General features: G+C 41.0%; 17 protein-coding genes. 6 read left to right on the forward strand and 11 right to left on the reverse strand.

The features are described from left to right. Positions 1–120: 120 nt before the first annotated feature. Genes BQ9893_RS06995 through BQ9893_RS07005 form a run of 3 tightly spaced genes read left to right on the forward strand, consistent with a single transcriptional unit; the run spans position 121 to position 6641 of the window. The gene (locus tag BQ9893_RS06995) at positions 121–3279 is read left to right on the forward strand and encodes a SusC/RagA family TonB-linked outer membrane protein (RefSeq protein ID WP_075965458.1); all 3159 of its coding nucleotides are present in this window, start codon (positions 121–123) and stop codon (positions 3277–3279) included. 27 nt (positions 3280–3306) lie between these two features. Next, the gene (locus tag BQ9893_RS07000; RefSeq protein ID WP_075965459.1) at positions 3307–5295 is read left to right on the forward strand and encodes a RagB/SusD family nutrient uptake outer membrane protein; all 1989 of its coding nucleotides are present in this window, start codon (positions 3307–3309) and stop codon (positions 5293–5295) included. 17 nt (positions 5296–5312) lie between these two features. Continuing rightward, positions 5313–6641, forward strand: coding sequence for a BT_3987 domain-containing protein (locus tag BQ9893_RS07005; protein ID WP_075965460.1), 1329 nt, complete (start codon positions 5313–5315; stop codon positions 6639–6641). A gap of 326 nt (positions 6642–6967) precedes the next feature. Here the strand turns inward: BQ9893_RS07005 and BQ9893_RS07010 are convergent, their stop codons facing one another. Continuing rightward, a complete protein-coding gene (locus BQ9893_RS07010; protein WP_081415396.1) occupies positions 6968–7327 on the reverse strand; it encodes a sensor histidine kinase in 360 nt (119 codons plus the stop codon). Between the two features lie 237 nt (positions 7328–7564). On the opposite strand from BQ9893_RS07010, the gene BQ9893_RS22030 reads away from it, so the two are divergent. The 3 genes from BQ9893_RS22030 to BQ9893_RS07030 all read left to right on the forward strand — a co-directional run bounded on the left by BQ9893_RS22030 (position 7565) and on the right by BQ9893_RS07030 (position 9908). After that, entirely contained in the window at positions 7565–7777 is a 213-nt protein-coding gene (locus BQ9893_RS22030; RefSeq protein WP_227226343.1) for a hypothetical protein, read from the forward strand. A 202-nt stretch (positions 7778–7979) separates the two neighbouring features. Continuing rightward, complete coding sequence (locus tag BQ9893_RS07020; protein WP_075965461.1) at positions 7980–8321, forward strand: hypothetical protein; 342 nt, start codon at positions 7980–7982, stop codon at positions 8319–8321. A gap of 1002 nt (positions 8322–9323) precedes the next feature. Beyond that, entirely contained in the window at positions 9324–9908 is a 585-nt protein-coding gene (locus BQ9893_RS07030; protein ID WP_139322573.1) for a carboxypeptidase-like regulatory domain-containing protein, read from the forward strand. Between the two features lie 737 nt (positions 9909–10645). Here the strand turns inward: BQ9893_RS07030 and BQ9893_RS07035 are convergent. From BQ9893_RS07035 to BQ9893_RS07080, 10 genes are all read right to left on the reverse strand, one after another. After that, the gene (locus tag BQ9893_RS07035; RefSeq protein ID WP_075965463.1) at positions 10646–12907 is read right to left on the reverse strand and encodes a Helicase associated domain protein; all 2262 of its coding nucleotides are present in this window, start codon (positions 12905–12907) and stop codon (positions 10646–10648) included. A gap of 25 nt (positions 12908–12932) precedes the next feature. Next, positions 12933–13241: an Arm DNA-binding domain-containing protein gene (locus BQ9893_RS07040; RefSeq protein ID WP_005649007.1), complete on the reverse strand. Its 309-nt coding sequence runs from the start codon at positions 13239–13241 to the stop codon at positions 12933–12935. Between the two features lie 488 nt (positions 13242–13729). Then, positions 13730–14890 (reverse strand): non-hydrolyzing UDP-N-acetylglucosamine 2-epimerase, encoded by a 1161-nt coding sequence (gene wecB / locus BQ9893_RS07045; RefSeq protein ID WP_075965464.1) that lies wholly within the window; start codon positions 14888–14890, stop codon positions 13730–13732. Positions 14891–14907: 17 nt separating this feature from the next. Continuing rightward, positions 14908–16098 carry a glycosyltransferase family 4 protein gene (locus tag BQ9893_RS07050; protein WP_075965465.1) on the reverse strand — a complete coding sequence of 397 codons (1191 nt, stop codon included), beginning with the start codon at positions 16096–16098 and terminating at the stop codon, positions 14908–14910. Between the two features lie 3 nt (positions 16099–16101). Next, positions 16102–17655, reverse strand: coding sequence for a heparinase II/III family protein (locus BQ9893_RS07055; protein WP_005634533.1), 1554 nt, complete (start codon positions 17653–17655; stop codon positions 16102–16104). Positions 17656–17660: 5 nt separating this feature from the next. After that, positions 17661–18716, reverse strand: a complete 1056-nt coding sequence (locus BQ9893_RS07060; protein WP_075965466.1) for a glycosyltransferase family 4 protein — start codon at positions 18714–18716, stop codon at positions 17661–17663. A gap of 30 nt (positions 18717–18746) precedes the next feature. Beyond that, positions 18747–20003 (reverse strand): polysaccharide pyruvyl transferase family protein, encoded by a 1257-nt coding sequence (locus BQ9893_RS07065; protein WP_167369851.1) that lies wholly within the window; start codon positions 20001–20003, stop codon positions 18747–18749. Beyond that, positions 19990–21090 (reverse strand): glycosyltransferase family 4 protein, encoded by a 1101-nt coding sequence (locus tag BQ9893_RS07070; protein ID WP_075965468.1) that lies wholly within the window; start codon positions 21088–21090, stop codon positions 19990–19992. Before BQ9893_RS07070 ends, BQ9893_RS07065 begins: the two co-directional genes overlap by 14 nt. Next, positions 21087–22190 (reverse strand): glycosyltransferase, encoded by a 1104-nt coding sequence (locus BQ9893_RS07075; protein WP_075965469.1) that lies wholly within the window; start codon positions 22188–22190, stop codon positions 21087–21089. The genes BQ9893_RS07070 and BQ9893_RS07075 overlap by 4 nt, the downstream gene beginning before the upstream one ends. Positions 22191–22249: 59 nt before the next feature. Continuing rightward, entirely contained in the window at positions 22250–23389 is a 1140-nt protein-coding gene (locus tag BQ9893_RS07080) for an EpsG family protein (protein ID WP_005634536.1), read from the reverse strand. Between the last annotated feature and the right edge of the window lie 7 nt (positions 23390–23396).

Here is a 23396-nt window from a genome sequence, read left to right on the forward strand (position 1 = left end):
CCGCAGTTCTTGCAGAACTTAATGTAAATATAAAGAATGTATAATCGTGTAAAATTATAAGTCTTTGTGTTTTAGGATCTTTAGGCTATTTTTTTTATTATAAAATAAAAATGTTAACTTATGAATTTAATCTCAATTAGAAAAAAGCGGAGACCTGCAATTGCTTTATTGCTTTGTACTGGTTTGTTGGGGGCTTGTCCTCCGGATGCCGTTGCTGATGCGGGAGATAGATTGCCCGTCCCTGAAATCCAACAAAGTAAGTCGCCTGTTAAACGTACGTTAGTCGGTACTGTTACGGATGCCTCTACCGGTGAAACACTGATCGGTGTAAATGTTATCATTAAAGGTACTACTCAAGGTACAGTGACTGATCTTGACGGAAAGTTTTCCATTGAAGTAACAGGTAAAGATGAAATCGAAATCTCTTATATCGGTTATAAGACACAAACGATCGAAGTGGGTGATTTAGGCGTCTTGAACGTTAAGATGGAGGGGAATAATAAAGTTTTGGACGAAGTCGTTGTTGTTGGTGCCGGTACTCAGAAGAAAGTATCTATTACCGGCGCGATTACAGCTACAGAAGGTATACAGCTGAAAGCTCCGACATCTTCATTGACCAGCTCACTGGCTGGTAAACTGGCTGGTGTCATTTCTACGAACAGCAGTGGTGAGCCGGGTTCTACTTCTGCGTTCTATATCCGTGGCATCAATACGTTTGGTGGTGTGGCAACTCCATTGATTTTGTTGGATGGCGTGGAAATATCGTCTGGGGACTTGAACCGTATTCCGGCAGAAAGTATCGAAAGTTTTTCGGTTTTGAAGGATGCTTCGGCGACGGCAATCTATGGTAACCGTGGTGCGAATGGCGTCATGCTTGTTACAACCAAACATGGGAAGGAAAATACAAAAGCAACGGTCAACGTGTCGGTCGAGGCTTCTTATTTCCAGCCGATGAATACACCGGAGTTTGCTGATGGACCGACATTCATGCGCACCTATAACGAGGCGCAGCAGGCGCGTAGCGCGACAGTAATTACACCACGTTATTCGGATGAGATCATTGCGGCGACAGAAAGTGGTATCAATCCGTATGTCTATCCGAATGTAGATTGGTATGACATGATTTTCCGTAGTGGAAATTATAATCAACGTGCTAATGTGAACGTATCGGGTGGTGCGTCGCGTGTTACTTATTATATGAGTTTGCAGGCAAACCATGATACAGGTTTGCTCAATGCTGCGGACAATTCAGCTTTCAATCCGAACATTAACCATTGGGAGTACAATTTTCAAAATAACATCAGTTATAAGTTGACGAATACGACGACTGTCAATCTTCGTATGATGGCGCAAATCGGTAGCCAAAAGGGACCGAATAATAAGACTACTGATATCTACAAAAAGGTGATGTATGCCAATCCTGTCTCTTTCCCCGCTTATTTCCCTGGCGAAGAAGATCATATTTATTATGGTAATGCCGAAATTAAAGCTGGGGCTTACGGAGAAAACCCTTACCAATACATGATGGGATCGTTCAGGGAAGACAACTTCAATACGCTGAATACCTCTTTGGATATCTCGCAAGACTTGGGATTTGTCACAAAAGGTTTAAGCGCAAAGGTTTTAGTGAACTTTAAAAATTGGTCAAACTCTTATTATACCCGTTCGCTATCTCCTTATTACTATCAGGTACAGCCCGATAGTTACGATCCCGAAAATGATACCTATGCTTTGCGACTTTTGCAAACTGGTACGGATTATATCAGCCAGTCTGACATCACTAAAGAGGCCGATCAAACATTCTATTTGGATGCCCGTTTGGATTGGAAACGTTCGTTTGGCAAGCATAATATGACTGCCATGTTCATGTATATGATGAGAGAGTATCGTAATGGAGTCTTGCCCAATCGTAACCAGGGTTATTCAGGACGAGCCACTTATGATTATGACAACCGCTACTTGGTAGAGTTCAATTTCGGTTACAATGGTTCCGAACGGTTGGCAAAGGAGGATCGTTTTGAGTTCTTCCCGGCCGCGTCTCTCGGTTGGGTATTAAGCGGGGAGCAGTTTTGGGAGCCGATCGCCGATTATGTGGATTATTTCAAGATTAGGGGATCATACGGTTTGGTTGGTAGTGACCAGTTCAACAGTGGTGCACAACATTTTCTTTACCAAAATCAAGTAGCTATTGGGAGCGGTGCCTCTTGGCATTCGGGACTTCCCGGGCAATGGTTAAATCGTCAGGGGCATGGTTTCAATATTCTTGCCGTACAAAATGCAGGATGGGAACATGTGAAAAAGTTGGATATCGGACTTGACGCTTCGCTTTTTAACCAAGTGAACATTACATTCGATTATTTCCGTGACTACCGCGACCGTATCTTGATGAAACGTGCCAGCTTCGGAAAGCTACTCGGTTATTGGGGCAGTACGCCTTGGAGCAATATCGGCGAAGTGTTGAATACCGGTTTCGAAGTCAGTGTCAATTGGAAAAAACAATTTGGAAAAGACTGGCAAGTCGACTTCCGTGGTAACTTCACCTATAATCGAAACGAATACAAGTTTTCTGACGAACCGAATTATCCCTATGTATGGCAAACGGAAACTAACAAACCGTTGAATCGATTGACCGGTTATGTGGCAGAAGGGCTTTTCAGCAGTCAAGAAGAGATAAATAATTGGCCTGATCAAACACAGTTAGGTTCGAAGCCGATGCCTGGTGATATTAAATATCGCGATATCGATGGTGATGGTGCGATCACATCCGAGGATAAGGTAATGCTTTCGTCTTACGGGGATATGCCGCGTATCCAATATGGGTTAGGGTTGAACGTTCGTTGGAAGAAATTCGACTTCGGAGTCTTCTTCAATGGTTCGGCCAAACGTAAAATTATGATCAATTCCGGCTTTGCTCCATTTTTGTCTTCCGGTGGCGATGGTGGTCCGGAGGAATCTTTGCCACGCAATTTGATGTCGTGGATTGCCGAGAGCCATTGGTCGGTCGACAATCCTAATCCGGATGCACTCTACCCGCGTTTAGGAACTTCAAATACTGACATCGCGGGTAATATCCAACCGAGTTCTTATTGGATGCGTAACGGCAATTTCCTTCGTTTCAAAACGTTGGAATTGGGTTATACCTTCCCGATGTGCCGCGTTTATTTCAGCGGTGATAACTTGGCCGTATTCAGTCCCTTCAAGTTGTGGGATCCGGAATTGGCTTGGAACGCTTATCCGTTGCAGCGGACTTTTAATCTGGGGGTGCAATTTACTTTCTAATGTTTAATTAACTAATAGAATAACGAGATGAAACTGAAAAAAAATATCAGACAATATATAAAGATTGCCTTGTCGGCCGGTCTGTTGGCATTCCCTTCTTGCAACTATTTGGATGTCATACCACCGGCACAACCGGATTTCGATGACACAATGAAGGACGAGTCAGCAACTTTAGGTTTCCTTTTTACCGCTTACTCAGGCACCTCGCTATATACTTTCTGGCGAGAGAGGAGTGGAGATGCTTCGTTGGCCACCGATGAATATGTCGAGCCGAAAGACTGGGACTGGAATATGCAGAAAATGCTGTACGGAACCGTTTCAGCGGCCGATGATATCGGTGACTGGGAGAATTTGTATAACTACATTGGATATGTCCACTACTTTTTGGAACAGTTGGATCGTTTGAACCCGGCAGGTGTGACAGAGGAGGAGAAGGCACAATACCGTGCCGAATGCTGGTTTCTCGAAGCATATTATCATTTCAAAGTATTGCAAAACTATGGGCCTTGTCCTATCATCGAAACAAAAGTAGATCAAAACATCCTTCCGTCCGAAATTCCGGGGCGTTCGCATTTTGATTATTGTGTAGATTGGATTGTAGGAAAATTGGATGCGGCAGCCGAAGTTTTACCGGCCACACAGACCACTGAAAATTTAAGCCGTGCAGATGCCACTATCTGCAAAAGTTTGAAAGCTCGTGTGCTGCTCTATGCTGCTTCTCCTCTTTGGAACGGTTCATTTGTTTATCCGAACTGGCGGAACACCAATTATGAGACGCCGGGCTATGGAATGGAGTTGGTTAGCAATAAATATGACCCTGCCAAGTGGGAACGTGCTTTGACGGCTTGCAAGGAGGCGTTAACAGCTGCTGAAGCTGCCGGATATAAATTGTTTGATCTTGAAGCTTCTGAAGCAAAGGCAGCTATTGATAAAGTACCGCTTCCATTCATTCCGGGGAAAGAAGAGGATACGGAGGAAAACCAATCGTTCAAAAAGCGAGTTCAGATGTTTCAATATATGATTACGGCGCACGAAGGGTTCAATAACAAGGAAATCATTTGGGCTATCAATCTTGATGCGAATGGCATTGATGCCGGTGTCACGAAATCGCGGCTTCCGAACCGACTTGTCAAAAAGAGTGACGGTTCGTGGGCCGGAGGCTATCATGGGACTGCACCTACTTGGGCGGCTGTAAACCGTTTCTATACGGAAAACGGTCTTCCTCCTGCTAAAGATCCGGATTTCTATTTGCAAAGCGAGTGGCTGACACGTTACTATGAGGGAGCTTCCAGTCCGGAGTTGTCGAAAGATCAATTGGATAGCGAGGAAATTAAGAATGATATTGTCAAGTTTAATGTTGGTCGTGAACCGCGTTACTATGCGTGGATTGCCTATGACGGTTGCGAGTATATGCCGTTAATCAACAACAATAACCCATTATGGCTGAACTTGAAGAATTCCAATACGAATGGTTATTCACTTTCTAATTCGCGTAATGCAACAGGTACCGGTTTCTTGAATAAGAAATTCATCGTGCCGAACGGGGTATATCTGTCTTCCGGATCCACTTCAGGTGACAAGTTCCGGATCATTCTGATTCGTATGGCGGAATTGTATTTGAATTTGGCTGAATGTTATGCAGCATTAGATCGTACAGATGAAGCGTTAGAGAACCTGAATGTTATTCGGGAACGGGCCGGTGTACGTAAGTTGACTACAGCTGATCTTTCGACCATGTCACTGATGGAATGGGTACGTAATGAACGGGCAATCGAACTGCATGCCGAAGGTCACCGATATTATGACGTCCGTCGCTGGCGTATTGCCGACCAAGTAATGCAGCCCTCCGAATTTAAAGGGCTGAATGGAATGACTGTCAATCCTTCATTTGAGGAGTTCAATCAAATCGTGCCAATTGACCAGCCGATCCAATGGAACGTCAGACAGTATTTGGTTCCGATCAAGAATAGTGAATTGTACAGTGATCCTCAGTTGGTGCAAGCTCCTGGTTATTAATCTAAAAAACGAATTGTATGAAAGTGAATTATATAGGAATTGCATGTCTGGCTGTTCTTTTGTTGACAGCTTGTGACGAGTCGAAATATGAATTGGAAAACTTAGTGCCGGAAGAATACCACAAAGTGCTTTATATTAATAAATCCGGTACGCAGGAGCTCACTCTTTACAATACGGGAGAGCTTAATACTTATGCTTTCTCTGTTTATAAGGGTGGTAGTGATCCGTCATTGACGGCAAGCGGGGAAATAGCCGTTCACTCGCAAGAGGAAGTCGATGTACTTTATGGCGCGGACTATCGGATAATCCCTTCAGGTTCTTATTCGATGGACACCGATCGATTGGATTTTGCGTCGGAGGAACGTAGTAAAGTCGTTACGCTTTCGTTGTCGACAGATTTGATCGGTGCGGCGATGGAGGCGAATCCGGAAGCGACTTATGTGCTTCCGCTTTACCTGACGAGCGAGAAGGACTCGGTCAATGCCGATAAAAGTGAATTGTTTATCCGGATAACAGATGTGTTGACCCCGGCTATGGGGTTCACGGATACCGACATTCAGCCATTGTCTTACACATATGGATTCAACACGGAGTCAGTTGAAGTCGGTTTCGGTTTGGATACGGACAACAATTGGGATGTAGAATGTCAGTTTGTCGTAGATCCCGGATATGTTACAGCTTATAACGCAGAGAACGGCACAGCTTATAAGCTGTTTCCGGAAGGGAACTATTCATTCGAAGATGTTGTCACCTTGCCTACGGGGACGAGCACGACCGATTTGGCGGTGACGCTCAACGGCAACGGATTGACTCCGGGAGAATATATGTTACCTATTCGTTTGGATAATGTTTCGCTGTTCAATATTGCTGAAAACGCCGTCTACCCGTTGGTAGTTCGGGTTGTCGGAATCAAGTTGGATCGTGCGGGCTGGAGTATACAAGCCAATACGGAAGAACGGACCGGAGAAGGTGCCGGAAACGGTGTGGCGACATGTTTGCTGGATGGGCAATTATCGACTTTCTGGCATTCACAATGGAGTGGCGGATCGATTCCACTTCCGCATGAAATCGTTGTGGATATGAAGAAGGAAACAACTTTGACCAACATCAGCTTGACTGAAAGGCAGCATGATAGCTACCGGGATGTGAAGGGTGGTGAATTTTTTGTCAGTTCAGATAAGCTCAATTGGACAGCAGTCGGTGCATTTGAAGCGCAGAAGGTACTCGAAGAGCAAATCTTCAGCATCACACCGACAAAGGGACGCTATTTTAAGATAAAAATTACTGATAGTTATCGTGCAAGTAATTCGTCGTTGGCTGAAATCAATGCTTATGGAATAGATTGATTTTTGATGAATGTTTGGAATGCTCAATTGTAAATGCCTTTTATAGGAAAAAGAGGCACTTGTGAATTGGGCATTCCGTAACAAAAGTTCAGAATCGGGATATACTTATTGTATAATATTGTTTATTCAATAATGTTTTACATTCTTTATGGATTGCTGCAAATTTTCGTATTTTTCTGATAAAAAGGACTTTGTCGCTATAAAGACGGTCATCATGACGATGAAGTCAACCTTCATGCTGATGATCCCCCGGAATCTTATTTGAAATAGAAAAAACTCAGATAAGGTTTTTTGTATCTACCCGAAAAATAGTGGTGCTGGAGCTTTCAAGGTAAAGTTATAATAAAAATGGAACCGAATCCTTCCGTACTCCGGAACGTAACCGATCCGTCCATTTCTTTTACTAACTGTTTCACACTGCAAAGTCCCAGACCATGGTCGGGATGAACTTTTTTCCCCTCGATTTGAACACGATAGAACTGTTTACCCAGTTTTTTCTGTGCTTTTTGCGGTATTCCCCAACCGGTGTCCTGGATGGCGATAGAAAGATGATTGTCATGTTCAGATAAAACGACCGTGATTTTAACATCGTCGTCCGAGTATTTCAGTGCATTTTCCAATAGATTTCGTAAGCAACGTTCTAGACGGGCCGGATCTGTATATATTATAATGTATAGGAACTGGATTGTCCGTAAGCATTCGGTGGATCACGTATTTTTTCATCAAACTTTCGTCATTATTTTTGTGCCAAAAATAAGATTTATGATGACATGAGAAGAAGTAGCAGAGATAATGAACTACAGCAAAGAGCATAAAATGACTTATTAAGTCTAGACTGAAGTAACTAAACATTCCTTCATGGCTATTTTATGACAGCAAGTCTCGTTATGCCGCAGAACAATCATCAGGTAAAACGGCCCGGGATGAGTTTTTCGAACTTCCACACGGTGGTTCGTTTGTTCTGGTTTCTTTATTTGCCAGTACAAGCGGTCGGAAGTATCACTACGGACTCACCAGTGGGGTTGAAGGAGATAGAAATACGCACACTAGCCGGATGTGTCATACGTATCTGCGATGAGATAAACGAAAAGGAACAGTTTTCAATCATCCAAGCATGCAGCTATGTTCAGTCTTAATGACAGTATGCGCTATCTGTTGTATAACTGCCCAACCGCTATGCGCAAAAGTTTCATGAAGTCCGTGATTTGAGAGCCTTCAAAAACTTCGAAAATAGTACTGACTTTTTAGCCTGAAAGCTTCTGTATATCATTGTATTTTGTATATTTACAATGTGAAATAAAGAGATACAGATGCTTATGGAAGAACAGAAAAGCCTTATTGGAAGAGATTGAGATACTTCGCCATGATAAAGCGATGCTCATTAACAGGGTTGCTTCTTTGGAGCAATCCTTGTATTGGCTTAGAAAGAAGGTCTTAGGTCGGATAAATGAAAAGAGTTTTCCACTTGGTCCTAATCAGCTTCTTTTGTTCTTAAAGGAAGAAATGTCTTCCATGGAAATATTCCGGATAGAGGAAGAAGTTCGCAAGAACGAGGAAGAAATCACCAAAAACATAAAAGTTAAGGAGAAGTTGGTCCGCAACTCCCTTGGTATATCCTCTTTGCCAGTAGAAGTTATCAATCTTTATCCAGAAGTGACAACTGACGCAGAAGCAGGCTAAAGAATGATTTCATTGAAATCGGGAAGGAAGAAAGTTCCCATTTGGAACGCGTTTCGGCAAAAGCATATATCCTGAAAACCGTCCGTCACAAAGTGATAAGAAAATCCGATATGGAAGTTTGAGCAGATTAAAGGAATCACCCTGGTCGGCTGCTAGGCACACATCAGAAGAAGATGCGGGATGCCTTGGAGGAGAACAGGGTTCTGGCCACACAGGCGATACATTATATTAGTAAATTCTGATGCCGATGAAACCGGACTCACGGCAGAAGAACGCAAGGAAAAACGTATCAGCGAAGCTTTTCCGATGATTCTTGAGTTTGAAAACTGGCTACAGAACACTTATCTTTTTAAGAAAAGTCCCATATTACGAAAGAGACGAAAAGGATATGACAGAGTTTCTCTCTCGTAATTGGGTAAAATTCAATTGGGCTTGTTCCGAATATAGATACTATTAATTTCGAATCGACTACGAATAGCACTGATTCGGAACTAATTCTCCAAATTTACAACGTAGTTTACCGAATGCTTATGTTTGAGTATAAAATTACTAAAGTGTTGTCAATTTTGAAACATAAAAAATCAAATTTAAAATAAGTTATAAATGGATAATAGGTTACTTTGTCTATATCGAATTAATATCATATATCATGAAGAAAAGAACAAATGTAACCAGTAAGAACCCAATTATAATCGATTTGATCAATTTGTTCAGTCGATTAAAATTGAGAGTGGGATTCTTTAGATTTGTTGTTGAATTATTGATACTATGTAGATCTCCTATTCTACTTAATAATAATGTCTAATTTAGAGATGTTAATGGTATTAATTTGAGGCAATTATTGAAATTTGTGATTCAATTTATTTATGTGAGAAATAAATGGTTGTAAGTTCCTTAGAAGGTTATACCCTTTTTAAGGGTATAACTGGAGTCTATTTTTATTCATTTGAAAGTATAATAACTTTGTCCTTAAGCTTGTTCTATTTAACGAAGCTAATATTTATGAAAATAGTCAGATTTAAAACTGTAGGAGGAAAATCATTAGTCATGATTTCCTTATTGTTGATGGCTCCTATGCATATTTATTCTAGTGATACTTTCACTATACAGGAAAAGACTAGAGTACATCAGCAAACTGTACAGCTAACGGGAGTTGTATTAGATATCCAAGGTTTCCCTTTAGTTGGTGTAAATATTATGGAAAATGCCACAAATGGTACGATTACAGACATTGATGGCAAATTTTCTATTAAAGTAACTCCTCAATCTGTATTGCATGTTTCTTATATTGGATATGTTACGCAGACAGTCAAAGTCGGAAATAAGAAGAATATATCCATAGTTATGGAAGAAGACTCTAAGACCCTAGAAGAAGTTGTAGTTGTAGGTTATGGATCACAGAAGAAAGTATCAGTAACGGGTGCTGTTGCTGCCATTCAAACAAAAGAATTAAAACAGAGTTCAGCTGCAAATTTATCAACAGCGTTGGCTGGACGTATGCCCGGTTTGACAGCTATGCAGACTTCGGGACGTCCTGGTGGTGATGATGTTACTTTAAATTCTTATCTAATTGATGGATTGATTTGAAAGACAAACGCTTATGAAAGTTTTGAAAAGTCTAAGGTAACGATTTGGAGATTGTGCTAATTTCAGTATTTTACAACCTCATACTTATGAGGAACTCTTCTATGGACAAAGATAGACATTTTTTAGATTAGGGAAAAAATTTGAAGGAAAAAATAAAAAAAAAGTTTGGGAAAGGATTGGAAAAATTCAAGAGAGAGGTTGAGGAATTAAGTGTATGTGTATGGGGGGGATTGTATAATCAATTTGCAGTTACCGAAAAAGGCATATTCAGAATTCCTGTATATTGCTTCTACTAGTGATTGCAGAACCGACAATTATATTTAAAATTACCCAAATCAAGTATTCCGAGTGGGGCATAAAGATTATTTAAATTGTAGCCATACCCTATATATTCAAACTGGCTTCATTCAAAGGAAAGTCAAAAGATGTTCATAATAATGCTCCTTACATTATTATGACAGACAAGAGTCATGACATTGGTAATAACCGTCTTTTGTAAATCGTCATTTATATGCAGTGACAATTTCATTTCCATGTCTACGAAATTTGGCAATAACATCTTTTAAAAGTGTCTAGAATTCCTATCAGTTATGTACATATCTGAATTCTGATTTTATGCGTATTTATTCATAAAATTAGACTCTATATCTGCTTACACAGGTTATCACTATACTATTTCCTGCAAATAACATTTGGGAATATATTTCGTAACCCAATGGTTTCAAAGATGTTTCCTGTCAGCTCAGAGGGAAACCGATCCGCTCCAATTGTACTATTCGCTCATCTGACATGTTTCCCTTGCGGTAATCCCGTCTTTGGATGGTACACCAACGTCCCAATGCTCCTTCACGGCAACCTGGCCATCGCCCTTGGCGGTTATGGAACAGGCGCAACTGCTCAAAGTTGCCTTGCCAGACTTGTTCCGCTGACCAAACAAATCCTATTTTATCCAACAGAAGCCAGCGATCATGGGATAATTCCCCCAGTTTGTGCATTTTTCGTTGTGTATGACACCATCCACCCAGATTCCCCTCCGTCGATTTAGGGAAACGCTGATATTTTCCGACAAAAGACTTCAACTCCTCGTAATTCTTCATCCATTCCCTTTGAAGGTCTTGATTCCAAACAAAGCCGATCTCATCCAAAGCCCGGATGCGCTCTTTGCTCAAGCGTCCATTCTTCCGCCTTTCCCGTTGGGTATAACACCAAGTTGCAAGCGGGCCGTCTTCACGTTTGGGCCAGCGTCCGCAGGTATCAAAGAAGACTTTCAACGCACGGTATTCTTTCATCCATTTGGAGTCGAGCTGGTTCCATTCGAAGCCGATCAATTCTAGCTGACGGCGGCGTTCCTCCTGCAATTTTCCCCGTTTATAGGCAATGCGTTGGGTGTTGCACCACAAACCGAGTTTCCCTTCCGTAATTGATGGCCAGTCGTTTTCTTCCCGACGGAATTCAATCAGCCTCTCATACATAATCTGCCAGGGCTCCAGTTCTGCCAATATCTCTTCTATGCGCAGCCGTATGTCTGATAGGAAACCCGTCGTCAAAAAAGAGGTGTTTCCTTCGAATCCTTTGGGTGACGGAAGGAGAGATAGACGCTCCAAGTGGGGAGCCATCACATCATAAACCGATTTTCCTGAAAGATTGTTGACAAAATCCAAGACGACCGGCCGTTTTCCAGCCTCGGCATTTAGACAACGGCCCAATTGCTGCAAGGTAACGATATATGATTCTGTCCGTCTAAGGAATAAGACAGCATCCACACCTTCCACATGCAGTCCTTCTATCAGCATGTTGACGGAAAACAATACGTGCAGCCGGTCTGATTCTTCTCGGAAAGCATCCAGTATCCGGCCGTTCTGCCGTTCACCTTGGGCATGATGGATCTCGAACGGAGTAATGGCACGTCCCGCTCGCATGAGCCATCCGCATACTTCTGGCACCATCTGCTTCAAATCGGTGAGATCGCGACAGAATACCAGCAGCTTGCGTACGCTTGTCGGCAGGAACTTCCGGATGACTTCCGGTGCCCCCAAAGCCTCTTTGAAATCCACACGTGCCAGATCCAGTTTCTTCTGTACCTTTTCTTTTCGTCCTTTTGAACAACCGCTGCGTTCCAGCTTTCTTTGCAGCCGGTCCAGTTCGTTGTCCAGCCCGTAAACACTCTGTACCAGAACCGGAACCGGTAAGATATTGTAATACCAAGCCTGCGGCAAGGTAAGCTCATAAAACAAATTTCCTTCGAAATAAAGATCCACCGTATCGATCATTCCCTCCGGACGGATTGGCGTTGCCGACGTTCCCAGGACATAGGCACAGGGATTGTTTTCTATCACTTCCTGCAAGGCACTTCCCCAAATTTCCGCCCCGAAATGATGGAATTCATCAATAAGAATATGATCTGCCCGTAACAACCCATTGTCCTCCCGGTTACGAATCAGTGACTGGAATGTCCGGTACGTCACTTGCGGAATGGAGAATCCGACGGCTTTCCGGATCTCATCCAGAATCGTGATGTTCGGAGCAAAGACCAATATATTTTCCTTTGCATGATCTGCGATATAGCGTGCCAGCAAATAGGATTTCCCTGTTCCGGTAGCCTGCACGACCGTACCGATACGGTGTTGTTTGAATCCCCGCATGATCGCCCTGTAAGCCGCTTCGTTATGCGGATAAAGCTCCACATGTCTTCCGGACAAGAGGCTTTCAATATAGCTTTCATCCGAAACGGTCAGCCCGTGCAATTCAAAGTCCAATGCCTCCGGCAGGAATCCACCGTGCGCCACGATCCTGAAATAGAGATTTCGATATCCTTTGTTCAGTGAAGAAAGCTTTTCATAAAACCTTTCAACATCCGAACGGGTCAAAGGCTGCTCGTTCCAAATCTCCTTCACGATAGCATGTGCCATTCCCGGCTTGAAGCCTATCCGTAGTCCCTCTTCGGATTCTGTTACCTGGAAGCCTAGACGGAGATAGCAATCTGTTAAAGACGATACCATCCTATTTACTTACAAGTCAAAAAGTTCATTTGATTATTGTCCTTTGCTGTTTAAAGAGGGCTATCATATCACCCATTGTCAGTCGACCGGTAATATCTTCTGTTATAATCCGGTTCAAAAGCCGAAGATCCGCCTCAATTTGGACACGGAAACGACAGGACTCAGGATAATCATCCCGGATTGTCCTTGCTGTTTCATCCCAGGAAGAAGCTGACAAGTGAAGACGGGAAGAAAACTCCATACGCCGGTTGTGCCCTTTGTAGATACGGTAATAAATTGTACCACGCTCGGGATTTTTCTTATTAGGTTCAAAACGGACAACAACAGTAGGCATCCTTGTTACTTTTACAGCTGATTTATATAGAGGAGTTTCCCTTATAATCAAAACTTGGGTAGGGTGATTTTTTCTTAAAAACGCTCACCAATCTGAGTATTTTCCCAGCATTATTTATATCAGCACTGGAAATATGGATAAATTCACTCATACTAGTATATGCTACCCAGAAATAGGAGAAAGTCCAAACAATAAAAGTTCCCAAAAGGAACACCCATACGCAGGAATTTTTTCATTTACCATTCCCCTTTTCTTCACACTAAAATCCAGAATCATATTGCAGACGGTTGCGGTCAAAATGCCTCTCATGCCCGTTCTCTTCCGAAGTTAGTGGTGACAACATATAGTAATCCTTGAATGTTATACACCCGTTTGAAATTAGAAACCGGACGAATCTGCATCTTCCTCGTTTTCCGCTTATAAAGCAGAATCATCATCACCTTAAAAAATATTAATAGTCTGATTTTCAGGTTTAATCTCACATCTTTTTATATTCTGTACAGCAATGCGTTCACAATACGTCCACAAGCAAGCCCGTCTCCATAAGGGTTCACTGCCTTGCTCATTTTTTCATAGGCGACTTTATCGTCAATCAAAACAGATACTTCATTTACTATTCTGTTATAATCCGTACCTACCAGTTTTACCGTTCCTGCATCCAATGCTTCCGGACGTTCCGTTGTGTCGCGCATCACCAATACCGGCTTACCCAGTCCTGGAGCTTCCTCTTGTATGCCACCGCTATCGGTTAATACTATAGTGGATTTTTCCATTAAATAGACAAAACTCAGATATTCTAAAGGTTCAATGAAGAACATGTTCCCAAAATCGGATAATTCCTCTCCAAATACGTCATGTATCGGTTTGCGCACATTTGGATTCAAGTGCATCGGATAAACGAAGTCCACCTCCGGGTATTTTTTTGTCAAGTCTTTGATAGCAGTACACATATGGATGAATCCGTCACCGAAGTTTTCACGACGATGTCCCGTAATCAGCACCAGCTTCTTACCACCATTCAAACGGCTCACGTCATATCCGGCTTTTGCCAGTATCCCTACCAATTCACAATCCAACGCCTTGTCGCTCTTAATTTTATCCACTACCCAATAAAGCGCATCAATTACCGTATTCCCGGTCACGATGACATTCCGATCGTCAATACCTTCCCGTATCAGATTGCTACGACTCAGTGGCGTAGGCGAGAAATGGTAGGTCGCCAGTCGTCCGGTCAAAAGTCGATTCATCTCCTCCGGCCATGGGCTATAGATGTTATGTGTACGTAATCCTGCCTCTATGTGTGCTACCGGAATCTGTTGGTAGAAGGCCGACAGAGCAGCGGCAGTAGAAGTGGTCGTGTCACCGTGCACCAGCACTACATCCGGCCTTGCCTCTTTCAGTACATCACGCATACCTGTCAATACACGGGACGTCACGTCATATAAGTCTTGTCCCTGCTTCATAATGTTCAAGTCATAATCTGGACAAATATCGAATATATCCAATACCTGGTCCAGCATTTCCCGGTGTTGTCCGGTCACACATACTACAGTTTCCACCCGTTCTGGCTGTTTCTGGAATTCTTTCACCAGCGGAGCCATCTTGATTGCCTCCGGACGGGTGCCGAAGACCAACATTACTTTCTTCATTGAATTATATTTTTACATCAGATTGATTTTATAAAATCGTAACAGCGATATATCTGTTTGTTAAAATCGAATTCATTTTTTGCCATATCCAGGCAGTTCTTCGATATTGTGCTGTATTCTTCGTCAGGAAGGTTAATCAACTCAATAATATTATTGTGTAATTGTTTGAAATCATGTGGCTTTGAAACCATTCCAAAATAATATTTCGATACGATCTCAGCCCCTTCTCCACCTCCACAAAACAGTATAGGTATGCCAATAGGTATGAGATCATATATTTTGGATGGCACTGCTCCTTTGATTGCTACGGTAAGTGGAACAATTGACGCATCGTATCTTGACAACTCTTCGGCGATTTGTTCTTTCTTTACATATCCATGATAATACACGAAACAACCGGGATGTTTATTTATATATTCTTTTATCTTTTCTGCCTGATTTCCACCACCATACAAGTGGAACTCAGCGCCAATAGACTGAAACGGAATATTCTCGATAATTGAATATATATCTTGTGCCACACCTAATAGTCCGGCATATACAATGCGAAAGGGCGTGTGCTTCCTTTTGGGTTGAGCAGCAACCGCATATTGCTGCAAATTACGGTATACAAACTTGTTTTTTGTCGAAGGAAATTGATTCACATGCCGGATTATCTCTTCAGACTGACCGAAAATACCGTCTGCATTGCGATAAATATAACGTTCAATCCACGCGAAAATATCATATATCTTCCCACCTTCACGCATTGCTCCAAGCTCAACAGCAGAAAGTGGCCATAAATCGGATATGTTCACAAGAGTCTTGCGCCCGAATATTTTTTTGAAAAGCGTGATGGCCGAACCAGCCACTGGTAGTGGAGGGCTTTGGATGATCACCCTATCGTAACCCTGGATCTTCTTTATCTTAAAAGCAAACAACCATAACATGGTCGCAAATGACATCATACTTACCGCTCGCTTAAAAGGATTCTTGGACACGGTTGCATAAGTCCAATATCTATACACGTTTATGCCATTAATCTTTTCTTTTTTTGACAAACGGCCTCTATAACCCTCGAATATTTGTCCTTGAGGGTAATTCGGCAAACAAGTTAACACATCCACTTCCGCTCCCTGACTTTTCAGCCCTTCAGCCATATTGGTTATACGGGAAGGAGCAGCCCCAAGCTCGGGAGAATAGTAGAACGACACAATTAAAATCTTCATATTTTATGCCTGAAATATTTGATACGTTAAATTTCTGCAAAATACTATTTTTATCGTCTTAGAAGGTTCTAGGCGATTGTATTCTACTGATACAAAATCGTTTATAATTTCTATGGAATTTGCACCAGATACAGCGATATTAGCCCTGTTGGTTCTTATTTCAGTTGACGATATGGCAAGGACCTCAATATCGGGTGCGAAATGAATATAGCTGATACATTCTGTCATATTATTGCCGACAATCTTATCATTTATTGTAAACACATCATCGTTAATAGTGAATTTCCGTTGATGTATACATCCTTTAAAACCATCGTGCTCTGCCATAATTTCATTTTCGGTATCGGATAGTACTCTTACTTTAGCTCTTTTACCCATACGGAAACCTCCCCACACCTCGCTAGAATCCTTGTTGCCGACAGTTACGGTGTTATGAGCTGACGTACTTCGTTCGTACTGCCTTCTTGCAGTCTTGTTGTAGGTAGAAATACCTGTATCAACAACAAACGGTCTGCAATCAATTCGCAATTCATAATTAAACGTATCGGCATGACTATGCCCCGGCTGATAGGTCGCAGTAATATTACCCACATCCACAACTGCCTCTAAATGTGTTGAACAAAGCTTCCTATAGCCACATTCTTTCATAGGCAAAGGGGTCCATTCCAACTTCAATCTTTTGGCGTATGCTCTCAATTCGGAAACTGTCGGTGCTATCCCATATGCCGAATCATTAAGTAAGGGAATCGTATCGTCTTTCCACACGATGCTCTCCAAATGCCCCAACATCCTTACCACATACAGTTTCAAAAGCTCACACATTTTCTCATGACCTCTATTAATCGAGGCATTATAGCAATCCAATAACCTATCGAGCAAAATGCAGTGATACATCGGTGATTGCTCGTAATGTGAGCCATCAGGCAAAATCTGTTCATCAAGCTCTTTATACAACAGACAGGATGCCTTGTCATACATTTTTTTATCGGAAAAATAAATTGAAGCGATAAACAAAGCGTAAGCATCTTCTAAAAGATGGTTGCCAAGCAGTTGGTATTCCAGTTTCCGTTCGAGCAATTTACATTGCGCATAAAGGGAATCGTTCCACCGTTGCAACCGATTGCTCTCCACTTTTTTATGATGCCTGCCGATAAACTTGATCCAGTTGATGCTTCGCAGTGCGATAGGATAAGGATCAAGACCGATCCTGTTTGTTGGCAAATCAGTTATAAACCGTTCAACCCATTCTGAACCTTGTTCAAAAGTCATGTCAGGTTGCAACAACCAATCCATATAATTCAGATTGTATGCCCAAAGCATCCCATGACTAACATCATTCCATGACTTAAAATCCCCTATAAGATTTAGGAATGTAAATGTCTTGGGTACATTGTAACAATACCACTTTGCGATAACTGAGACCATCCGCAATGAAGATTGCCGGGGAACATTATATTCCATCAACTTATGAGAAAATAGTCTATAATATAATTGATAATAGATTTGTTTTAACCGAAGATGTTTAATTGTATTGACAATAAGAATATTATTAGCCATTTGATTTAGTGCATTATAATTTCAAGTATGCGTTTATTCGTCTTATCAGATTCAAACTCTTCTTCAAATTTCTTCAAGGCATTCTCTGAATATTGAGAATAGTTTGTTGCGTTAATCGATAAGATAGCTTGTTTTATCGCATCTACATCACCGGGAATTACTAAACGACCATTGTAACCGTCTTCTACGATTTCAGGTATTCCACCTGCATAGGTTGATACGCAAGGAATGCCTACAGACATAGCTTCGATGATAATGCCCGGGTAGCCCTCGCGATAAGAAGGTAATAGCAGTAAATCATATTCTACTAAAGTTTTTAAAACCTGTTCGGAAGAGACAACACCATGGTATGTTATTCCGCTTTCGTTGAAGTTGATATTGCGATATTTATCCTCTTTTATCTCACCATATATATCAAGGGTATAATTCGAAGGTAACAGTTTGGATACCGCTATAAGATCTTCTATCCCTTTTTCTTTGTTGATATGCGACATGAAAACACATCTGCCATGAAAGTCTGAGGGGTTCTTTCGTATTGTTGAAGCTTTACGCACATTAGGGAACCAATGTATATTGTCACTCTTTCCTATTAACTGTTGTAGGTGCGTAATACCCTGTTGGGTTTCAAAGAATATCAAGTCTGTTTGTCTGATAGCATCAAGTGCCCGTTGTAATTGGGTTTGACCAATTTTCTTTATGTAGAACTCAAATGAACCTCCGAATTTACGTAGTACGACTTTTTTGTGTGCCAAACGAGCTATTTTGCTCAATAATGGGAAATAATAAATTGTACCATGATCAGAAAAATTGAACATTACAATATCACACCCAAACAGTCTCCACAAAAATGCCGGGAAAAAGTATGAATAATTGCGCCACATACTACGCTGGCGAGTGCGAAGATTTGAATACCGGTTGTTTTGTACAAACCTATATTCATATTCAGACTGAGAGGCAAGATAGTCAAGATAGTTTTTCATCAACACCGTCGCACCTCCATAATTCAATAAGTTGCTCTCATCGGGAATTGAGCCTACAACGAGTAATTTTTTCCGTTTCATTACGCTTTAAATTTAGATTACATAATGAAACTAAGCGGCTGATCGCCCGTTTATGTATGAAATTTTACCCCCCCCTCCGTATGGTATCTGAACTATTTCAGAAATTTTACTTTTCAACATATGTTCTTCCTTTTTTACTATTTCAAGTATTGTATTCGTATGGATTTGCTTGTTTTGAATTAACGTTTGTACATTTTGCTCTATATCCTCAGCTGTGGGTCTGTCTTCCCAGAATTTATACGGCATATTAAAACAGCTCATCATTCCCGGGTTTTTAAGTCCCCATTGCTTGTAAAACAAGCCCAAGCAAGGTGTCCCGACCGATAGCGCAAGGATAATGGAATGTAAACGCATACCTAAGAGTAAATCCACATTTCTGTATACCTCTATCAGTTCAAGCACATTATGGGATTTTATCAACTTTACTCCATGCTTTATTGCAAACGCTTGTGACGTTTCATAATCTTTCTCTGTCTGTACAACTACTATTACATTATGCGTTACACCCAGTTTATCTACTACTTTACCGAGTTCGTCAAGACAATATGCTATCTCACTATCAGGAAGATGAGTAATATCACCCACCGTATGAAAACGTAATGTTATAGCAATATTCGGTTTATCACAATTAATAGAGAGTATAGACTTTGCTTTTTGCTTGTTGATAAAAAACGCCAAGTCGATAGTCTGAAAGAAATTGCCAGCTGGCATAAAGTGTTCGAGATTCTTATATGAAAGTTTCTCTCTAAACATCACAACCTGCGCCTTACGTAGTATGGGAAATAATAATAATTTACCTATCTTATTGAGAGTAGATGCTGATTGCGGAAATATGATTACTTTTTTACCATTCTTCTGTGCGACTTGTAATGGATACATCAATGCCAATAAGCGAGTAAAATCAATAATAGAATTACACCTGAACAAATTTCCACCATTAAAAATAATCATGTCGCTATCAAGTAATTGTCGGCGAAACCCTCTTTTACGTATTATTCCCATTATGGTAAAAAGACCTTCCGTATAGTTTTTCAGTGTTTTTATCATGCTATCGGTTCTGTCAAGCGTAAAAGGAGATTCAAAAACCTCTATGTGATTGCTATAACGCTGGTTAAGAGTTTCTAAAGCTTGGTGATAATCCAAATTACTTCGGGAGTATCGAGAAAAAAGTTTTACTTTTATTCCAAACGAGAGTAGCACGTCTATCGCTCCAAGTGTTATAGCAAAATCACCGGCATTACGTGCTGAATAACCATATACAAGACTAACAGTTTTAACAGGATTCATATATATCATGATATTTTGCTGCGACTTTACGTGGATTATATATTTCTTCATAAGTAGCAAGAGCTTGTTTACCTATTGATTTGCGGAGAACTTCATTCTGATATATTTCTTCCATTCGATCAGCCATTCCCTCCAAATCCGCTAATGAATTGGTATACCCGTTTCGTCCATCATCTATCAAATCCACCATTTGAGGGATATCTGAGGAGAATAACACCTTACCCAATGCAAATGTCTCTACCATAAGATTTGGCAACGCTTCGCTGTATGTAGTAAAGGTTGTAGTAGTACAAGCCGCATTGTATAGGGTGGGATTGTTGACATATCCTTCAAAATGTATACGATTTCTTACTCCTTCTGCCTTAGCCAACTGGTCAAGCCGCTCATAATATGATTGTTCATAGCCACCTACGAGAATACACCCTAATTTAACTCCTCTGCGATTTAAAATCCCCACTAATCGAATCGTATCCTCAATGTTTTTGCTTGGAACAATACGTCCGACAAAGCAAGTAAGCAAATTTGTACCAACCTTTGTTTCCAATTCTTTTCTTTTGGCTACTGTTTCATTCTCACTATGTTTATCCACAAAAATCACATTAGGGACTATGATATGTTTCATTGGACGAAATCCCACATTTTCAAAGTAATGTTTTTTTTGATACCGGGTAAGAAAAGTAGTAAAATCAACATGCTTTGCAATATACGGTGTAATCACTTTTAGCATGGATCTAAAACGCATATTCATTGTTACACGATGTACAGTACAGACAATTTTGAAGTTAAGACCATAGAACTGTCTTTGCATCACCAACACTAAAGCTGAGTAAAGTCCTAAACAATGTACTACATCAGGATGATATGACTTTAAGAATTGTTTTAACGCTTTCCAATAAGCCATACTCATTGGGTTCAAGGTGTCCACTTCGATGAGCTCAACGTCTTTATCTTTTATTGTACCGCGATTTACTCCAAACACCATGGCATCTTCTTCATAATATTGTTTCATTGCCTTTACAAGATTTATGGCGGCTCTGACACCACCACCTATCACCTTGCGTGGCTCTACTATATATGCTATTTTCATTTCTTTATTCCTTTCTCGAAAAGTTTTACATAGTTGCAAGCACATTCGTACATACTGAATGGACCATAAGTGGCAAGAGCTTTTTGCTTCATGTCTTTAAGCTGTACATCGGTGAGGGATAGAAATCTCTTTACCGTTTTGTAATAAGATTCTTCACCGATACCGTCACTCAGAAAACCGTTTTCACCGTTGTGTACCACATCTACTATACCGCCCACAGGTGTGCATACCGGTATACAGCCAACACCAATAGCCTCTATCAACGAAATAGGCATCCCCTCATACGAGGAACAAAGTGCATAAGCATCTCCCATTTTAAGGTATTCAAGCGGATTGTGCAGTTCTCCAAGTAATTGTATTGCTTCATCGTTGTACGAACGCAATTCCGCGGTCATCTGTGCATCACGTTCACCTCCGATAAACAATACAATGAGGTCGTATCCTTCCCGTTTTAACCGCATTACCACACGTGCCAAGAGAGTTTGTCGTTTCACAGGGTCGATACGTGCGAGACTTATCAGTACTCGCGTCTTATTTGTATGTCTATACTGTTTAAATTGTTCCTTGACCTCGTCTGAAACAAGCATACCAGCATCCACATTGCGCCCATTGAAAATCATAGGAGCATCCATTCCATAATATTTTCGGAAGCTATGTAGTGATTCGGCGGAAATGGTGATGGGTGTAATCCACCCACGATGAAAACAGAACTTCCGCATTCCGCTGCTGATAAAGGAGCCTCCGGCTTCTTTATCAGCAGCGGAATGTACTGTATGACAGTACATAACGCCATTCTTTCGCATGATTGCGAAAGAAATATACATAATAGCACGCAAATGCGTGTGCACCACATCAGGCTTTTCTCTACGGATATATCTATATACTCTAAATAACAAACCGATGTCAAGTCCCATCCGTTTGTTCATCGATACCACCCTTACATTATTCGATACCTCTTTCAAATAGAAATCCACCTTGTCAAGTGAGTGCAAAACCATCAATGTCACATCATGTTCTTTCGACAGCTCATTGCACAAGTCAACCACAAACCGCTCTCCGCCGCCACTGCTAAGTTGAGGAATTATTTCTAAGATTTTCATTCAGATTGTTTTTTAATTTTTTTATTGTGATCCTAATACGTGTAAACTAACGAAACATGTCAGAAAAAGACGTACCCTTCCCATACCAACCTCTTATAGAAGGCATAGAAAAGTTTATAACAGATAGGAAGGATTGCCAAAAGCATCAAGATTCTTTTCTCGCGTGTCATCTTGAAATTAGAATAATAATACCCCACAACAATACAAAGAGGAAAATAGCTCATCATTATGAAACGTATAAAGAGCCATACCGAAGTTTCTTGGAAGAAAAACAGACTGGCAATATAAGTTATTGCATACCAATAGATGAACAATGCCTTTATATACCGTGGAACATCAATTTCTTCAAAAACTATCTTCTTAGTCATAAGAGCCAAAGATGCGTATACCGGCATATAGGTTATCATTTGGTTCAGTTTACCAAAAATATTCGACTGCCGCATTGTGCCGCTCGCATATCCCGTCATCGAGCTCCCTATATTCATGTCTGCTATATCAAAACCGATGAGTCCGTTCATAATAATATAATCCAGCAGTAAAGTAGTCACAACGGTCAGGAAAGGGAATATGACAAGACTGATTTTTACCGTTTTCCTATTCAGATAAAAAGGTGTTACCGAAAGTGCAGCAATCGAAAACAACATACTTTTGTGAAAGAAGAATGAACAGAAAATCAACAAACAACCGAATAGGAATGACAATAACCTATTATGAGAGGGCCTGATAATGAATGAAAAGCCAAAAAACAGTATGGCAATTCCCAAATTTCCGCGCATTACTGAAATAATGTTGATATAAAACAGCACAAATATCAGCAATCCTATCCTCACATCAAGTTTGAGCCGTTTTATTGTCCATAACGACAAAATCACCGTTCCGCTCCACACTATAAACCGCCATACCAGATAGTTTGAAGTGACATTCCGTATCAACCAATAGTAAACGGGTTCAAGATGCACGTTTAATCCGGTTGAACAGATACGTTTGAAAAGCCCCTCGTAGTGATAGAAATCGTTGTCCGCATAGCCGAAAGTGCAAAACAGTATCAGCAGGACACCGTATACTGCATAATCCAAGATGTCTGTATATCGTTTTCTAAATTCACAGCCATATCTATACACATTCGGAAACGGATACAGCATAAGAAAAAACAGAAGTATATTGAACAGTACCGGAACTGCCTCGTAATGATATTTCATCGTTGTA

Origin of the sequence: Parabacteroides massiliensis, from assembly GCF_900155425.1 — a bacterium.
Classification (GTDB): domain Bacteria; phylum Bacteroidota; class Bacteroidia; order Bacteroidales; family Tannerellaceae; genus Parabacteroides; species Parabacteroides massiliensis.

Excerpts from the sequence above, each read along its gene's own strand:
- BQ9893_RS06995 (WP_075965458.1), top strand. The coding sequence starts at position 121 with ATGAATTTAATCTCAATTAGAAAAAAGCGGAGACCTGCAATTGCTTTA.
- BQ9893_RS07000 (WP_075965459.1), top strand. The coding sequence starts at position 3,307 with ATGAAACTGAAAAAAAATATCAGACAATATATAAAGATTGCCTTGTCG.
- BQ9893_RS07005 (WP_075965460.1), top strand. The coding sequence starts at position 5,313 with ATGAAAGTGAATTATATAGGAATTGCATGTCTGGCTGTTCTTTTGTTG.
- BQ9893_RS22030 (WP_227226343.1), top strand. The coding sequence starts at position 7,565 with ATGAGTTTTTCGAACTTCCACACGGTGGTTCGTTTGTTCTGGTTTCTT.
- BQ9893_RS07030 (WP_139322573.1), top strand. The coding sequence starts at position 9,324 with ATGAAAATAGTCAGATTTAAAACTGTAGGAGGAAAATCATTAGTCATG.
- BQ9893_RS07035 (WP_075965463.1), bottom strand. The coding sequence starts at position 12,907 with ATGGTATCGTCTTTAACAGATTGCTATCTCCGTCTAGGCTTCCAGGTA.
- BQ9893_RS07040 (WP_005649007.1), bottom strand. The coding sequence starts at position 13,241 with ATGCCTACTGTTGTTGTCCGTTTTGAACCTAATAAGAAAAATCCCGAG.
- wecB (WP_075965464.1), bottom strand. The coding sequence starts at position 14,890 with ATGAAGAAAGTAATGTTGGTCTTCGGCACCCGTCCGGAGGCAATCAAG.
- BQ9893_RS07050 (WP_075965465.1), bottom strand. The coding sequence starts at position 16,098 with ATGAAGATTTTAATTGTGTCGTTCTACTATTCTCCCGAGCTTGGGGCT.
- BQ9893_RS07055 (WP_005634533.1), bottom strand. The coding sequence starts at position 17,655 with ATGGCTAATAATATTCTTATTGTCAATACAATTAAACATCTTCGGTTA.
- BQ9893_RS07060 (WP_075965466.1), bottom strand. The coding sequence starts at position 18,716 with ATGAAACGGAAAAAATTACTCGTTGTAGGCTCAATTCCCGATGAGAGC.
- BQ9893_RS07065 (WP_167369851.1), bottom strand. The coding sequence starts at position 20,003 with ATGAATCCTGTTAAAACTGTTAGTCTTGTATATGGTTATTCAGCACGT.
- BQ9893_RS07070 (WP_075965468.1), bottom strand. The coding sequence starts at position 21,090 with ATGAAAATAGCATATATAGTAGAGCCACGCAAGGTGATAGGTGGTGGT.
- BQ9893_RS07075 (WP_075965469.1), bottom strand. The coding sequence starts at position 22,190 with ATGAAAATCTTAGAAATAATTCCTCAACTTAGCAGTGGCGGCGGAGAG.
- BQ9893_RS07080 (WP_005634536.1), bottom strand. The coding sequence starts at position 23,389 with ATGAAATATCATTACGAGGCAGTTCCGGTACTGTTCAATATACTTCTG.